15 protein-coding genes are annotated in these 15,916 nt (G+C 68.4%); 14 read left to right on the top strand and 1 reads right to left on the bottom strand.

Annotated elements, in window-relative coordinates; genetic code table 11:
* Window positions 1-92 precede the first annotated feature (92 nt).
* Window positions 93-2,039, top strand: a complete 1,947-nt coding sequence (gene glgB / locus AC36XV_RS04785) for a 1,4-alpha-glucan branching protein GlgB (RefSeq protein WP_492202538.1) — start codon at window positions 93-95, stop codon at window positions 2,037-2,039.
* A 65-nt stretch (window positions 2,040-2,104) separates the two neighbouring features.
* On the opposite strand, the gene AC36XV_RS04790 is transcribed toward glgB, so the two are convergent.
* The gene (locus AC36XV_RS04790; protein WP_492202539.1) at window positions 2,105-2,521 is read right to left on the bottom strand and encodes a hypothetical protein; all 417 of its coding nucleotides are present in this window, start codon (window positions 2,519-2,521) and stop codon (window positions 2,105-2,107) included.
* A 105-nt stretch (window positions 2,522-2,626) separates the two neighbouring features.
* Between AC36XV_RS04790 and AC36XV_RS04795 the strand changes: the two genes are divergently transcribed.
* From AC36XV_RS04795 to AC36XV_RS04855, 13 genes are all read left to right on the top strand, one after another.
* Window positions 2,627-3,463 carry an RsmE family RNA methyltransferase gene (locus AC36XV_RS04795; RefSeq protein WP_492202540.1) on the top strand — a complete coding sequence of 279 codons (837 nt, stop codon included), beginning with the start codon at window positions 2,627-2,629 and terminating at the stop codon, window positions 3,461-3,463.
* 18 nt (window positions 3,464-3,481) lie between these two features.
* The gene (locus AC36XV_RS04800) at window positions 3,482-3,832 is read left to right on the top strand and encodes a histidine triad nucleotide-binding protein (protein WP_492202541.1); all 351 of its coding nucleotides are present in this window, start codon (window positions 3,482-3,484) and stop codon (window positions 3,830-3,832) included.
* A gap of 13 nt (window positions 3,833-3,845) precedes the next feature.
* Window positions 3,846-6,314 (top strand): endonuclease MutS2, encoded by a 2,469-nt coding sequence (locus AC36XV_RS04805; RefSeq protein ID WP_492202542.1) that lies wholly within the window; start codon window positions 3,846-3,848, stop codon window positions 6,312-6,314.
* 63 nt (window positions 6,315-6,377) lie between these two features.
* Window positions 6,378-8,171, top strand: coding sequence for a DNA primase (gene dnaG, locus AC36XV_RS04810; protein WP_492202543.1), 1,794 nt, complete (start codon window positions 6,378-6,380; stop codon window positions 8,169-8,171).
* Between the two features lie 35 nt (window positions 8,172-8,206).
* On the top strand, window positions 8,207-8,914 hold the full coding sequence (locus AC36XV_RS04815) for a zinc ribbon domain-containing protein (protein WP_492202544.1): 708 nt from the start codon (window positions 8,207-8,209) through the stop codon (window positions 8,912-8,914).
* Between the two features lie 55 nt (window positions 8,915-8,969).
* Window positions 8,970-10,697 (top strand): single-stranded-DNA-specific exonuclease RecJ, encoded by a 1,728-nt coding sequence (gene recJ / locus AC36XV_RS04820; RefSeq protein ID WP_492202545.1) that lies wholly within the window; start codon window positions 8,970-8,972, stop codon window positions 10,695-10,697.
* Entirely contained in the window at window positions 10,694-11,251 is a 558-nt protein-coding gene (gene rsmD / locus AC36XV_RS04825; protein WP_492202546.1) for a 16S rRNA (guanine(966)-N(2))-methyltransferase RsmD, read from the top strand. Before recJ ends, rsmD begins: the two co-directional genes overlap by 4 nt.
* A complete protein-coding gene (gene coaD, locus AC36XV_RS04830; RefSeq protein ID WP_492202547.1) occupies window positions 11,244-11,753 on the top strand; it encodes a pantetheine-phosphate adenylyltransferase in 510 nt (169 codons plus the stop codon). The genes rsmD and coaD overlap by 8 nt, the downstream gene beginning before the upstream one ends.
* Window positions 11,750-12,709, top strand: a complete 960-nt coding sequence (locus tag AC36XV_RS04835; RefSeq protein WP_492202548.1) for a phosphate acyltransferase — start codon at window positions 11,750-11,752, stop codon at window positions 12,707-12,709. Before coaD ends, AC36XV_RS04835 begins: the two co-directional genes overlap by 4 nt.
* 31 nt (window positions 12,710-12,740) lie before the next feature.
* Window positions 12,741-13,070 carry an STAS domain-containing protein gene (locus AC36XV_RS04840; RefSeq protein ID WP_492202549.1) on the top strand — a complete coding sequence of 110 codons (330 nt, stop codon included), beginning with the start codon at window positions 12,741-12,743 and terminating at the stop codon, window positions 13,068-13,070.
* Between the two features lie 3 nt (window positions 13,071-13,073).
* Entirely contained in the window at window positions 13,074-13,859 is a 786-nt protein-coding gene (locus AC36XV_RS04845; protein WP_492202550.1) for an ATP-binding protein, read from the top strand.
* A gap of 4 nt (window positions 13,860-13,863) precedes the next feature.
* Entirely contained in the window at window positions 13,864-15,465 is a 1,602-nt protein-coding gene (locus AC36XV_RS04850; protein WP_492202551.1) for a PP2C family protein-serine/threonine phosphatase, read from the top strand.
* Window positions 15,462-15,916 (top strand): ribosomal RNA small subunit methyltransferase A (locus tag AC36XV_RS04855; protein ID WP_492202552.1); only part of this gene is annotated, 455 nt, incomplete at its 3' end. The genes AC36XV_RS04850 and AC36XV_RS04855, both read left to right, overlap by 4 nt.

Consider the following 15,916-nt stretch of genomic DNA (forward strand, 5'->3'; position numbering starts at 1 on the left):
CACGGATCGTGAGGACTCCCCGGAAGAGGTCTCTGCTGGTAGCTTTTCGGCTCTCGGCCGCCCCGCGGGGAGACTCGCGGCCCGAGAAGCGCATGGACATCGAGAGAGGTAGCGATCCACCGATGCCGGTTCGTACGGACGTCACGCGGATGAGCCCGGAGGACCAGTTCTGGTTCAACGAAGGGCGTCACTACCGGCTGTGGGAGAAGCTGGGCAGCCATGTCGTGAGCCCGGACGGCGAGCCCGGAACGCTGTTCTCCGTGTGGGCGCCGTCGGCGGGCGCCGTCCAGGTCGTGGGAGACTTCAACGGTTGGGACGGCGACGGCTTCGAGCTCGAGGCCCGGGGGGGCTCGGGGGTCTGGGAGGGGTTCGTACCGGGTCTCGGAGTGGGGGAGAAATACAAGTACCGGATTCGCGGGGCCGATGGTCGTTGGCACGAACGCGCGGACCCCCTCGCCCGGGCGGCGGAAGTTCCACCGGCCACGGCGTCGGTGGTCTGGGAGGACGATTTCGACTGGTCGGACGAGTCGTGGATGCGTTCCCGCCGGCAGCGGAACGCCCTCGATCGCCCGATCGCCATCTACGAGGTCCACCTCGGCTCCTGGATGCGGCCTGCGGGCGGCGGGTTTCACTCGTATCGCGAGGTGGCTCCCCTCCTGGCGGATCACGTCGAACGGACCGGCTTCACCCACGTCGAGTTCCTGCCCCTGACCGAGCACCCGTTCTTCGGCTCGTGGGGCTACCAGGTCACCGGCTACTTCGCGCCCACGGCACGGTACGGCACGCCGGCGGACCTCAAGTACCTGATCGACTATCTACACGGGCGCGACATCGGCGTGATCCTGGACTGGGTGCCGAGCCACTTTCCGGGAGATGCGCACGGACTGGCGCGTTTCGACGGTACGCACCTGTACGAGCACGAGGATCCTCGGCTCGGGTTCCACCCGGACTGGAACAGCTGGATCTTCAATTACGGGCGGCACGAGGTTCGCAGCTTCCTGATCAGCAGCGCCCTGTACTGGCTGAGCGAGTTCCACGCCGATGGACTGCGCGTCGACGCCGTGGCGTCCATGCTGTACCGCGACTACTCGCGCAAGGAGGGCGAGTGGATCCCGAACGTCTTTGGCGGAAGGGAGAACCTCGAGGCGATCGACTTCCTGCGGGAGTTGAACCGGGAGGTCTATCGGACGCACCCGGACGTACAGACCTACGCCGAGGAGTCGACGGCCTGGCCCCGCGTTTCGCACCCGGTGGACGTCGGCGGGCTGGGCTTCGGACTGAAGTGGGACATGGGGTGGATGAACGATACCCTGCGCTACATGGCGCGCGACTCGATCCACCGCCAGTACCACCACCACGACCTGACCTTCCGCCATCTGTACGCCTTTTCGGAGAACTTCGTCCTGCCGCTGTCGCATGACGAGGTGGTGCACGGAAAGGGCTCGCTGTGGGGCCAGATGGCGGGCGACGAATGGCAGAAGTTCGCGAACCTTCGCGTGCTGTTCGGCGGCATGTATGCGCAGCCGGGGAAGAAGTTGCTGTTCATGGGCGCAGAGGTGGCGCAGCGCGCGGAGTGGGCCCACGAAGCGGAGGTGGACTGGACGTCGCTCGAGAACCCGCTGCACGCGGGTGTGTTGCGATGGGTCTCTGATCTGAACCAGCTGTACCGGGAAGAGCCGTCGCTGCACGAGCTGGACTGCGAGAGCGCGGGGTTCGAGTGGATCGCGCCCGACGACCACCTCCAGAACACCCTGAGCTTCGTGCGCCAGCGGCGGGATGGGGCGGACCCGATCCTCATCGTGTGCAACTTCTCGCCGCTGCCGCGAATCGGGTACCGGGTCGGCGTGCCGCTGGGAGGTCGGTGGATCGAGCGGCTGAACAGCGATGCGAGCGTCTACGGAGGATCCGGTGTGGGAAACCTCGGCGAGGTGATGGCCGAGTCCCGGCCCTTCCACGGCAGGCCGTGGTCCATGGAGCTCACCCTTCCGCCGCTGTCCGCGGTCTTTCTTCAACCGGATCCAACAGTCGGCGAACGGTAGAGACGAAGAAGGGAAGCGACGGACAGGGGTGGGCGCCGGTTCCGTCTCGCCCGGTCAGCGGCCCCTCACGGTCCCCGGGTGAACAGGATACGGTTGGTAGCGTCCATGACGGCTGCCGCGGCGGCGGCGACGTGAGTGGTACGGACCGGAACGGCGCCGATGTAGCGCGTCCCCTCCTGGTCCGGATCGCGAAGCGCCACGAGGATGACGTCCGCATCGAAGGCGTGCATCCGCTTTACCCCGACGAGGCGGAACGGCGGGGTCCCGGTGACCTCCTGCATGGCCTCGAGAGTGGCGAGGGCGGCTAGCCGGATCTCGATCGTCTCGGTTCCGACGCCCTCCGCTTCCGCGACCTGGTTGCTTCCCTCGAACTCCACCTCGACGGAGACGCGCACCCGCGAACCCGGCTCGCGTTCGGCCTTCGCCGCCACGAACCGCACTCTTCGTTCCTCCGGTGCCTTCGAGTGATCCTGCGAAGCCAACGATACTCCTTGCCGAACGTGTACCTTCGACGCCGCCGAGGGACGTTGCTTCTTCCCGGCGGAGCATACCGCAGTACGGCGCCCTGCGCCACGGCAGGAAGGTCCGTGAGGCTGGCGACGGCCGCACCGCACGGTCACATTCCTCGCATGAGCCATGCCGAATCCGCCTCGGGCCGGCCCACCCTGTATGCCGCCGGCATTTCGAACCGGTCTACGGGGGAGGTGGTGTCCCTGGAGGGAGACGAAGTCCGGCACGTGAGAGCCCTCCGACTGGCGGACGGCGATCCTGTCCTGCTCACGGACGGTCAGGGAGCGCTGTGGTCGGGACGCCTGACCGCCGCAGGCGGCAGACTCGTGGAATGCGCTCTGGAGGAGCGCGTGGAGCCCGCTGCCCTGCTGCCGCTCGAACTCGCCTTCGCGGTCGGGAACAAGACCCACGTGATGTGGCTGGTGGAGAAGGCGACGGAGATCGGTGTCGCGGTGCTCCGGCCGCTGGAATCGGAACGTACGCGCTCGGTGGCCGATGCGGCGCGCTCGGCGGGCTTCTGGAGCAAGGCCCGTCGTCGCTCGCTGGCCGCCATGAAGCAGAGCGGCGGAGCCTGGCTTTCCCGAATCGAGAGCCCCGTCCCGCTCGAGCGCTACCTCGAGGAGGCGGCGGTCCGGCGGCAGGACACCGGCCTTCGGGTGTGTCTGGATCCGGTCGGACCGCCGATTTCCCGGCGGATCGAGCACTGGGACGGGCTGCGGATGGTGGCGGTCCTGGTCGGTCCCGAAGGAGGTTGGAGCGAGTCGGAACGGGTCCGGATCGAAGACGGAGGCTTCCTCCCGGCCGGACTGGGCCCGCGGACCCTTCGGTTCGAGACGGCAGCCGTGCTGGCCGCGGGGGCCGTCGGTCAGCGATTCCTCACCCGGGAAGCGCGAGAGTCACGGTCGAGCGCTTGAGAAAGGGAAGCGTACACGATGGCACATGAGGACTGTCTGTTCTGTCGCATCGTCCGGAAGGAGATTCCGTCGGACGTGATCGCCGAGGGCGACTCGTGGATCGCGTTCCGCGACATTCAGCCGCAGGCGCCCGTGCACGCCCTGGTCATTCCGAGGCGTCACGTGGATGGAGTGGGGGACCTCTCGGCGGAAGACTCGGAGCTGGCGGGCGAGCTGCTGATGGCCGCGGCGGAAGTCGCCCGGATCGAGGGCGTCGGAGAGTCGGGGTTCCGAGTGGTCACGAACGTGGGTGAGCGTGCCGGCCAGAGCGTCTTCCACCTGCACATGCACGTGCTCGGCGGCAGGCGGATGCGGTGGCCTCCGGGCTGACCTCGAGGATCCCGTGACGAAGCCGGTTCCGCGGACGCTCGAGGACGGCCATGCCCTCGAGGTCCTCGAGTTCCCCGAGGTGCTGGAGAAGATCGCCGGGTACGCCGTGTCCGATCCGGGACGGAGGAGCGTGGGGGCGCTCCGCCCGCTCAGAGATCGAGGCGCGGTGTCGGAAGCGCTCGCCCTGACGGACGAGATGGTCGGCCTGCTGCTCCGCCTGGAGCGGTGGTCGCCGCCCGAGATCCCGGACGTGCAGCTCAGGCTTCGGCAGGCCGGGGTAGAGGGAGCCACGCTGGACGTGGAGGCCCTCTCCGAGATCCTGACCCTCCTCCGCTCTTCCCGTCTCGCGCGAGCCGACCTCCGCCGATTCCCCGACGAGTTGCCCCGGTTGTCGGCTCTCGGCGAGGCGCTGGTCCGACTGCCGGAGTCCGAGTCCCGGCTCGATCGGTCGCTGGATCCGGGTGGAGGCCTCTCCGACGACGCGTCTCCGCAGCTGGCCCGCATTCGAAAGGCCCTCCGCGGCAGCCGTTCCGCCCTCGTCCGGCGTCTCGAGCGCTTCGTGCAACGCCTTCCGGAGCGCCTCCGGGTGGTGGATGCGTCCGTGACCCTGCGGTCCGGACGATACTGCGTGCCGATCCGCCGGGAGGGAGGGTCGCAGGTCGGGGGGATCGTCCACGACGAGTCCGCCACCCATCGCACCCTGTTCGTCGAACCGCCCGAGGCGATCGAGCCGATGAACCGGCTGGCGGAGCTGGAGCGCGCCGAAGCCCGCGAAGTTCACCGCGTCCTCCGCGAGCTCACCGAGATGCTGCGACCCGATGTTCCGACCCTCTCATCCAGCCTGGCGGCGCTGGCCGAGACCGATGGGGCCTACGCCCGGGCCCGGTACGCGCTGGCGCATGGGGGCGCGCGACCCGTCGTCGGATGTGCGGCGGCAGCAGAGGACGGTTCCGGTCCGGATGGCGGGGACGAGGTGCGGTCGTACCGGGCCGTCGACGCGCGGCACCCCCTGCTCGAGTCCGCGGAAGAGCCCGTGGTTCCGTTTCACCTCGAACTTCGGGCCGAGGAGAGAGTGCTCCTGATCAGCGGTCCGAACGCGGGCGGAAAGACGGTTCTCCTGAAGGCCATCGGCCTGCTGTCGGCCATGGCCCAGTCGGGCATCATTCCGCCGGTCGGCGAGGGAACGCGGCTTCCACTGTTTCGCTCGTTCCACGCGATGATTGGCGACGAGCAGTCGATCGAGGCCTCGCTGTCGACCTTCAGCGCGCACGTCGAGGGTCTCCGCACGATACTGGAGAGCGCCGACCAGCACTCGCTCGTTTTGATCGACGAGCTGGGGGGCGGAACGGACCCTGCCGAGGGAGGAGCGTTGGCCTCGGCCGTTCTTCTGCGCCTCGCGGACCAGGTCGGGCTTTCCGTGGTCACCACCCACCTCGGAGAGCTGAAGGACCTGGCGGCCGAAGAGGCCTCAATCGTGAATGCTTCCCTCCAGTTCGACGCTCGGGCCATGCGGCCGACGTTTCGGCTGCTGCGCGATCGCCCCGGGCGCAGCTATGCTCTCGAGATCGCCAGCCGTCTCGGGCTGCCTCCCGATGTGCTGGTGGCTGCCCGCTCGCGGCTCACGGGCGGGGAACGACGCGTCGAGGCCCTGCTGAAGGACCTCGAAGAGCGGGAGGCCGAGCTCGATCGGGTGATGCGGGAGGCCCAACGGGCGGCGCACGCCGCGAGCGAAGCCAGGGAGCGGGCGGAGGATTCGGAGGCGCGAATCGGGCGTCGCGAGCAGGAGGTGGAGCGCGAGGCGAGGCGGCGGGTCGAGCGTTATCTGCTGGAGGCCCGCCAGGCCGTGGAAGAGGAGATCGCGCGACTCCGGAGCGCCATGGATCCAGCCCGGGGCGGTTCGCAGGAAGCGAACGTGCTCGAAGCCGCCGTACGAGACGTCCGTTCGGGGGTCGAGCGCCTGTTGCGCGAGAGCCGTGCCCGGGAGGCGGCGACGGGGGGCGCCGAACCCGATGCGGTCAGGCTGGAGCCCGCTCCCGACATCGGAGAGGTCGTTCGGTCTCGTTCTCTCGGGATCGAGGGCGAGCTGCTCGAGGTGCGCGGTCGAGACGCGGTCCTCGAGTCCGGCGGAGTGCGCGTCACCGTGCCGGTCCAGGACCTCGCGCCGGGGGCCGGTGGCACCGTGCACACCGATGAGCGCCGACCGTCAGCCGCCCTTCCGGAGCTGGCAGCGCGAACGGAGGTCGATCTTCGAGGCCTCCGGGTCGACGAAGTGGAGAAGGCGCTCTCCAGGGCCCTGGACGCCGCCATCGTCAACGAGGTGCCGACCCTGCGCATCATCCACGGCAAGGGCACCGGAGCGTTGCGCACCGAAGTGGCCAGGCTCCTCGAAGCGGATCGGCGAGTGCCGAAGCACCGGCCCGGAGGTTTCCAGGAAGGGGGGAGCGGCGTTACCGTAGTCGAGTTCACGCGTGGCGAGACCTGAACGGAGGACGATCGACTGCTTGAGCTGTGCGGAGGGCTCCGGTGAAGGAGACAGCGGGCGCGGATGGTTAGCGACGCGCTGGTTCAGGAGATCCGCGAGCGCGCCGATATCCTGGAGGTGTGCGGAGAGTTCGTCCAGCTGAAGCGATCCGGAAAGACCTACCGAGGCCCCTGTCCCCTGCACGGAGGAGAGGGGCCGAATTTTTCGGTGGACCCCACCCGCGGGATCTTCAAGTGCTTCGTCTGCGGGGAAGGTGGTGACGTCTTCTCCTTTCTCATGAAGCACCTCGGGCTGGATTTCCCTTCCGCCGTTCGGCAGGTGGCTTCGCGCGTCGGGATCGAGGTCCCGGAAGATTCGGAGCGCCGGGAGGACCCGCACGCTCACCTGCGCGAGGTGACCGCCTTCGCCGAGGAATGGTTTCGGGGCCAGCTGCTGGACGACTCGATCGGTCGCCCGGCCAGGGACTACTTGCAGGGGCGGGGCGTCGATCCGGCCGACGCCGAGGAATACGGCCTCGGGTTCGCGCCCGACGGCTGGCGCAACCTCCGCGAAGCCGCAGCGGGGCGCGGCATCGATGACCCGGCCTTGCTCGAGGCCGGGCTGCTGGCCACCAGCGAGCGAACCGAAGAGCCGTACGACCGTTTCCGCCATCGGGTGATGTTTTCCATCCGGGACCTTCGCGATCGCCCGATCGCGTTCGGAGGAAGGGTCCTCGGGCAAGCCGATGCGCACGCCCCGAAGTACATCAACTCTCCGGAAACACCGATCTTCCATAAGGGACGAACGCTGTACGGACTCAACCGCGCACGCCACGCGATCCGCAGGGAGGACCATGCTCTCGTGACCGAGGGCTTCATGGACGCCCTCTCTCTGCACATCGGCGGCTTCGCCACCGCCGTGGCCCCGCTGGGCACGGCCCTCACCTCCGAGCAGGCGGACCTGCTGCGGCGCTACTCCAGCAAGGTCTACCTGCTGTATGACAGCGATTCGGCCGGGCTGCGAGCGACCTTCAAGGCCGGTGACATCCTGCTCGCCTCGGGTTGCCACCCCATGGTGGTGACCTTTCCGGAGGGAGAGGATCCCGACTCGATTCTCCGTAAGGAGGGGGCGGGAGCGCTTCGGAGGTACATCGACGATGCCGTGGACGTGCTCGAGAGGAAGCTCCAGATCCTCGAGCGGCAGGGCTATCTCGATACCATCGAGGGGAAGCGCCGCGCCGTGGACGGTCTCCTGTCCACCCTGCGATCCGTGCGGGATCCGGCCCTTCTCGATATCTACCTCGGGCGCGCGGCCGAGCGGACGGGTGTTCGGCGAGACACGCTGGTCGGAGAGGTGGCCCGGGAGAGGGCGACCCCGCGGCGGGCGCGCGGCCCCCGTGAGGGCGGCAGACGAAGCCTGGAAGATCCGGAAGAGCGATCCGCGGGTGGCGAAGCGGTGGAGAGATCCCTGCTGCTGCTCCTGTCGCGGGACCGCGATCTGCTCGAGGCCGCGGTCGAGGCCGGCCTCGGGGATGAGAACTTCCGCGACCCGGTGTTCCGGGATATCTATCGGGCACTGCTCGCGGCCGGCGACCGGGAGGCGGAGCTGGCCGGGGAAGCGGAAGCCGCGTGGACGGAGCTGTGCGGCGACGACACCGAAGTGGTGCACCCGCGGTCGGCCTTCGACGAGCTGGTGCGGCGTCTCGTGCACCGGGCGAAGCTGGACCGTCTGGCCCAGATCGACCGCGAGCTGGAGCTGGCCGAGGAAGACCAGGCGAAGACGCTGCTGGTCGAGAAGAGCGAACTGGCGAGGGAACTCCGGGGGGCCGGCGTGCCGCTGAGTTTCCTTCGACGATATTCAGAAGCGACCCGTGCCTGAGTCACGGGCCTGAGAAGTCACGGTACGGAGAGACCATGGAAGGCAACACACTCGAGAGTCTGCTGGAGTTGCAGGAGATCGACACGCTGATCGGAGATCGCCAGGCTCGTGTGGCCGCGCTTCGGGCCGAAACGGAGCGCATGGTCGCCGAGCTGGAAGTCCTCGAGAGAGAGACCGTAGGACTGAAGAAGCGTCTCGAAGAGGCGGAATCCGAGCTTCGGCACGCCGAGAGGACGGTGCAGGCCGGTCGTGCGACCCTCAAGCGGCTCCAGACCCGGGCGCAGGACGTCCACAACATGAGGGAACACGCGGCCGCGCGGGCCGAGATCGATGCGGCCAGACAGAACCTGGAAGCGGCCGAGGACGAAATGCTCGACGCGATGCAGGATCAGGAGACGGCCCGATCCGCCCTTCACGATCTCGAGGGGGACATCGCGAGTCGCCGGGACGAATACGGTGCACGTATCGCCGAGCTCGACGCGGAGCGCGAGCGTCTCGAAGAAGAGATCGCGATCGAGCTCGATCGTCGTAGCAACCGGGCGCTTCGAATCGACGAGCGTGCCCGCAGCCTCTATGACACGGTGCGGATGGGGCGAACCGACAGCCCGCTCGCACCCCTGGTGGATGGCGTGTGCGGTCACTGCTACACGGCGATTCCGCTGCAGACGCAACAGGTCATCCGCGCGGGAAGGGTGCTCGTGGTGTGCGAGACCTGCGGTGTGATCCTGCACGAATCGGATTGACTCTGTCCTTCCGCGCTCGCCTCGAGGGGAGCGCCCGGGGATGGAAGCCGGTCCGATGACGCAGCGACCGGGTTCCGGCAGACGCTGGATCCGGCCGCTCCCCGTCGCGGATGAGCGGGCGAGTGCCCTCGCGGAGGCCATCGGTCTGCCGGAGGATGTCTGCCGTGTCCTCATCCGGCGCGGCGTGGAGACACCGGCCGAGGCCCGGACCTTCCTGCGGCCTCACCTGTCCGAGGTCCACTCGCCGTTGGATCTACCCGGCATGCTCGAGGCCGTCGACCGTGTGGAACGCGCACTGGCCGCCGGCGAACGGATCCTCGTGCACGGCGATTACGACGCCGATGGAATGTCGGCGGCAGCCTTACTCACGCTCGGCCTGAGGGATCTCGGGGGCGAGGTCGAGGCGTTCGTTCCGCATCGGACGCGGGATGGATACGATCTCGCGGAGCCGGGCCTGATGGAGGCCGAGCGGATCGGGGCCACCCTGATCGTGACGGCGGACTGCGGGATCAGTGCGACCGATGCGGTCACGAGGGCCGCGACCCGGGGCATCGATGTCGTCGTCACGGATCACCACCGGCCGGGCAGGGAACTGCCTCCCGCCGTGGCCGTCGTCGATCCCATGTTGCCCGGGAGTCGGTACCCGTTCCGCGACCTGGCCGGAGTCGGAGTGGCGTTCAAGTTGCTCTCGGCGCTCTACGAGCGAGACGGGCGCGATTCTCCGGGCCTCAACCAGCATCTCGACCTCGTCGCCCTGGGCACGGTGGCGGACCAGATGCCCCTCGTGGGGGAGAACCGGGTGCTCGTCCGCGCCGGGCTTCGCGTGCTGGAGAGAAGTCGCAAGCCCGGACTGCGTTCCCTGCTCGACAGCGCGGGCGTCGCGCCGAACCTGCCGATCGAATCGGAGCACATCTCGTACCGTCTGGCTCCCCGCCTCAACTCGGTCGGGCGCATGGCCGAGGCGGATTCGGGATTGAGGCTTCTGCTCGCCCGCGACGAGTCCACCGCCGAGCGCCTGGCCCGGCACCTGGAGCGCCAGAATGCGGAGCGACGTGCGATGGATGCCCGGGTCTACGCGGATGTGAAGCGCCAGGCCCGCGACCGGCTGCGCGCAGATGACCGGGCTGTGGTGCTGTGGGGCGACGACTGGCACCCCGGCGTCCTGGGAATCGTGGCGTCTCGCCTCGTCGAGCGGTATCACCGACCGGCCGTGGTGATCGCGTTCGACGGCGACGTGGGGCGCGGGTCGGGGCGGTCCGTTGAAGGCTTTCACCTGTTCAATGCCTTGCAGGAATGCGGCCCCGTGCTTGAGAGGTTCGGCGGTCACCGTATGGCGGCCGGCCTCACGGTTCGTCGCCGCCACGTGGAGGAGCTGGCGTCCCGACTCCGTGACATCGCGAGGGAGGAGCTGCTCGACCGGGATCCGGTGCAGGAGATTCGCCTCGACCTGGAGGTCCCGCTCGAGCGAATCGGTCCGGACCTGCTGCGGTGGCTCGGCCACCTCGCGCCGTTCGGCGCGGGCAACCCGAATCCCGTCCTCCTGACCCGAAGGGTGGAGCTGAAGCGACCGACGCGCGTGGGGAACGACGGCAACCACTTGAGACTTCAGTTGGAGCGGAATGGGCACCGCGTTCCGGCGATCGGCTTCGGGCTCGGCAAGCGCCTGCAGGAGGCACGGGACGCGGGCCCGGCCGACGTGGCGCTCGAGATCGCCGAGAATCGCTGGCGGGGGAGGCGAGAGGTCCAGGCGAGGCTGCTGGACTTCCGGCCGTCGAGGACGTGAGCCTGCGCATCATCTCCGGCGAGTTCGGTGGACGCCGCATACGGGCCCCCTCCGGGCGTGGTACCCGTCCGACGCGGGAGGCGGTGCGCGAAGCGTGGTTCAGCACGATCGCCGAACGGCTCCCGGGCGCCCGCATCCTCGACCTGTACGCGGGCTCGGGCGCCCTCGGTCTGGAGGCTCTTTCGAGGGGCGCCGCGACCGTGACCTTCGTGGAATCGAACCGCCGCGTGTGCGACATCCTTCGACGGAATCTCGCTGCGCTGGGCGTCCAGAAGCGGGCGGAGATCTGGACACGGGAGGCGCTCTCATTCGTCCGCGGGCAGCCGACGGGAGGCGAGCGGCGGTGGGACCTGGTCCTTGCGGATCCGCCGTACGCATCTGAGCACGCAGCCGAGCTCGTATCGATCTTCGCCACGAGACCGTTCGCGAGCCTGCTGTGCGTGGAGCACCGCGAGGGAGTACGTTTTTCGATCGTGCCGGACTGGGAACGACAGTACGGGGATACGGTGCTTTCGATCTTTGTCGATCCGACGGAAGGAGCCGCCCATGGTTGACGAACGAGTCGCGATCTACCCCGGGTCTTTCGACCCGCTGACGCTGGGTCACGATGACATCGTCCGGCGCAGCCTGCGTCTGGTGGACCGCGTCGTGATCGCGATCGCGGAGACCGCCACGCACGACAAGTCGCCCGTCTGCCCCCTGGAGCGCCGGGTGGAGCTCACGCGGGAGGTCTACTCGGATGAGCCGCGGGTCGAGGTCGTCTCGTTCAAGGGACTCCTGGTCGACTTCGCTCGCGATCGGGGAGCGCGGTTGATCGTCCGGGGGCTCAGGGCCGTGAGCGACTTCGAGTACGAGTTTCAGATGGCGTTGATGAATCGATCCCTGTCGCCGGAAATCGAGGTCATCTTCATGGCACCGGCCAACCAGTACACGTTCCTGAGCTCCTCGCTGGTGCGCGAGGTGGCCCGGCTGGGTGGGGATGTCTCGAGCTTCGTTCCACCCTCTGTGCTCCGGGAGCTGACCCGGGTGTATGGACCCGCCGTGGCCGGACGGTGACCTTTCTCGAGGATCTCAGGGAGCGCGCCGCGGGCGCGGGCCTCCGGATCGGCTTTCCGGAAGCCACGGAGCCGAGGACACGGGATGCGATCCGAAGGCTCGCGGCGGAAGAGGCGGTTCGTCCGGTGATCGTGGAGTCCGTCGCGGCTCTCGAGGGGCCTCTGTCCGGCACCGGGATCGAGATTCTCGACCCCTACGCTCCCGGTCGGAGAGGGGAAGTGGCGGACCTGCTTCCGGAGATCGGCTCTGGCGGTCCGGTCGACACGCTTCGCTATGCCGTGGCTCAGCTCCGGAAGGGCCGGTTGGACGGAGTGGTCGCCGGGGCACGCAGCTCCACGGCCGATGTGCTGAGGGCGGGCCTGAAGATTCTCGGCACGGCCCGGGGCATGGCGACGGTCTCGAGCTCCTTCTACATGGTCAGGCCCGAAGGCAGCGCGAACGATGTGCTCACCTTCACGGATGCGGCGGTCGTGCCCGCGCCGACACCCGACCAGCTCGCGGAGATCGCCCAGGCGGCGTGTCATGCCCGACGGCTCATCGTGGGCGACGAGCCACGCGTGGCGTTCCTGTCCTTCTCGACCCTGGGCTCGGCGGACGGAGACTCGGTGCGGACCGTGCGGGAGGCGCTGCGCCGATTCCGTGACCGCGAGCCGGCGGTGGTCTGCGACGGCGAGCTGCAGGCAGACGCGGCCCTGGTGCCGGACGTGGCGATGCGCAAGGCGCCGCGGTCACCACTCGCGGGGAGCGCCAACGTGCTCGTGTTTCCCAGTCTCGATGCGGGCAACATCGGCTACAAGCTCGTGCAGCGCCTCGGGGGCTGGCATGCGCTCGGCCCGGTGCTGCAGGGTTTGTCGGGGCCTCTGAACGACCTCTCGCGCGGAGCGTCCACGGAGGACATCGTACACATGGCCTACGTGACGGCGCTGATGGCGGGAGCGGCGCGCACGGCGGCGTGAATCACACGGACTCCAGCTTCAGAGGGTCGCAATGTTTTCAATCTCCGAGATGAACGGAATCACCGTCGTGGAAGTGGGTGGCGAGCTGATCGTCGGAAACCGGCAGGAGCTCAAGGACACGGTGCTCGGCAGGCTGGAAGCCGGGGATCGCCGGTTCCTGATCGATTTCTCGCGATCCAGCTACATCGATTCGAGCGGTCTCGGCGTGCTGGTCAGCCTGTCGAAGAAGATCCGGGAGTCCGGGGGCGCCCTTCGACTCGCCGGTCTCAACGAAGATCTTCGTACCCTCTTCGAGCTCACGAAGCTGGATACGCTGTTTCAGATCGCTGACACGCGGGCCCGGGCTCTCGGCGAGTTCTGAGTCGTGAGACCTGCTTCGGGCGCTGCTCTCATCTGCTCGCGACGCAAGGAGGTGGCGGACAGCCTGGCCCTGGGGCTCCGACCGCTCGGCGCGGAGTGCCGCGTAGCCACCGGTCGGGCGGACTGGCCGGAAGATCCGCCCGGCGTGGCCTTCATGGATCTCGCGGACGAGACCCAGCCCGTGCGAGAAGCCCGTCTGACCTTCGGTCGTCGGACGGAGCTGATCGCCGTCGTCGACAACGAGTCGGTCGAGGGCCTGATCCCGGCTCTGGCGGCCGGGTGCAGCGACTACCTCTTCCATCCGATCAATGCGGATGAGCTGGGCCTCAAGTGGCGCAAGCACCTCGCCGGCGAGGGGGGCACGGAAGCGCGACGCCCTGGCGGGCTGACGGGCCACCTGCACCTCGAGTTTCCTTCGAGTGTCCGGTTCGTGAGGGAAGTCGTATCCGAAGTCGTGGAGGCGTGTCAGCGGCTGGCCTTCTCCGGTTCCCGGGCGACTCTCAACCTGCGGGTCGCCGTGGGCGAAGCGCTGTCCAACGCCATCCTGTACGGAAACCGGGAGGACCCGGAGAAGAAGGTGAGCGTGGCGGTCGATCTGCGGCCCGGATCCGCAGAGGTCACGGTCACGGACGAGGGGCCGGGCTTCGATCCGGGAGCGGTGCTCGACCCGACGCGGCCCGAGAACCGGGAGCGCAGCCATGGACGGGGGCTGTTCCTGCTGAAGTCACTCGCCGACGAAGTCCGCTTCAACGAGCGCGGCAACTCGATCACGCTCACCCTCCGGGAGTGAGACCGTGGATCGCAGGCCCATGACGGACGCCCGGCCGACCCCGGAGCGCGGGCACGAGTCCGAAGAGCCGGCCGCGCAGCCCCTTCGGCCCGTGCGCAGCGAGCGTCTCGAGGAATACCTCACCGCCTTTCATCGCATCACCGGACACCGCTTCCGGATCATCGTGGAGCGGGGTGGGTCCGAGGTGACGGCACACGACTCACTCGATATCCCCGGAGGAGGCGAGTACACCGAGTCGTCGTGGCTGGTCATGCCTTCCGTCCGGATCCGCCTCGCGGTCCCGCCAGTCGCCGAGGATGACCACGGGCGGTGGCTGGCGCTGCTTCGGGAGTCGGCCAGTCGACTGGTCGCTTCCGAGACCGAGGCCCGCTTCTTCTCCGTGGAGCTGGCCGATCGGTACGAAGAAATCGATCTCCTCACCTCCGTGGGCGAGATCCTCGGATCGGTCATTCACCTCGAGAGGGCGGCGGCTCGCCTGCTGGAGCGACTCGCCGCCGTCATTCGGGCCGATCGTGCGGTCATCCGGGTGCCGAACGGTGAGGGGAGATCGCGACTTCTCGCAGCGGGCGGTCCGCTGGCAGGGGAGGCCGGGGAGGACCCACCGGCCGACGAGGCCGAGTGGATCGACCGGGCGTTGAGCCGACAGATGGCTCAGGTCCGGCCGCGACGCGGTCATGCACGCTCGGAGGCGGATCGAACGCTCCTCGCGGTTCCGCTCAGGCACTCGGCCCTGCATGGGGACTCCCTCGCCGTCGGCGTCCTGCTGGTCCGGGGCGCCGAGGGCCGCGAGACCTTCTCGCAGTCCGAGGTCAACCTCACGGCGACCGTAGGGGCCCATCTCGCGGCGGCGATCGAGAACGACCGGCTCGCCCGGGACAGCCTGGTTCAGGAGCGCATGCTCGTGGAGCTGGAGCTGGCTCATCACCTCCAGATGAAGCTCCTGCCGGAGCTCGAGGACTTCGTGGGGATCGCCGATGTGGCGGCCCGTTGCGAGCCGGCAGAGTCCGTTGGCGGTGACTTCTACCACCTGTTCCGACTTCCGGGCGAGCGACTCGGGGTCATGCTCGGAGACGTCAGCTCGCATGGCTATTCGGCCGGCCTGATCATGGCCCTGACCATGAGCGCCGCCTCGCTCACCGTACGGGACCGGGAGGAGCCGGCCGAAGTATTGCGCGGGATCCACCACGAGCTCGTGCGCAAGCTCGAGTCCACCGAGATGTACATGACCCTCTGCTACGCCGTCCTCGACCCGGAGCAGGGGGTCCTGCGGTACGCGAATGCCGGTCACCCGCACGCGTTCCGGATCAGCCCGTCGGGCGTGCAGCGGTTGGACGCGCTCAACCCTCCGCTCGGTATCGCGGAATTCGATACCTACGCGCAGCGCGAGGTGGAGTGGAATCCGGGACGCGACCTGCTCCTCATGTTCACGGACGGCATCAGCGAGTGCCTGGACAGTGACCGGCTGTGGTCCGACGAGCGACTCACCCGCATGGCGATGGACCGGTCCGAGGCCAGCTCGCGAGAGGTCCTCGATCGTGTGTTCGAGCTGGCGGCCGCGCCGGGCGGCATCGCGGCCGACGACCGCACGGCGCTGGTAGTGAAGTGATCCGCGCTCGGGCGAAGCGTTCCCTCAGCCAGAACTTCCTCGTCGATCCGAACCTGCGGCGGAAGATCGTCGGCGAGCTCCACATGCGTCCCGACGATGAAGTGCTGGAGATCGGGCCCGGCCACGGAGAGCTGTCCGATCTGATCGTCGGGGAGGTGCGGCACCTCGTGCTGGTCGAGAAGGACGACGGGCTGGCGGGACAACTGGCCGATCGCCATGCGGATCGCGCGTCCGTCACCGTCGTGCATGGCGATGCGCTCGAGGTGGACCTGCAGGGTCTCCTCGATCCGCACCGACCGGCACTCGTGGTGTCGAATGTGCCCTACGGCATCACGTCCCCTCTTCTCTTCCGGCTGCTCGAGTTGGACCCGTTTCCGCGGCGGCTCGTGCTTCTCGTGCAGAAGGAGGTCGGCGAGAGGGTGACCGCCACGCCGGGCAACCGGGTCTATGG

It is taken from the genome of Candidatus Benthicola sp. (assembly GCF_058719085.1).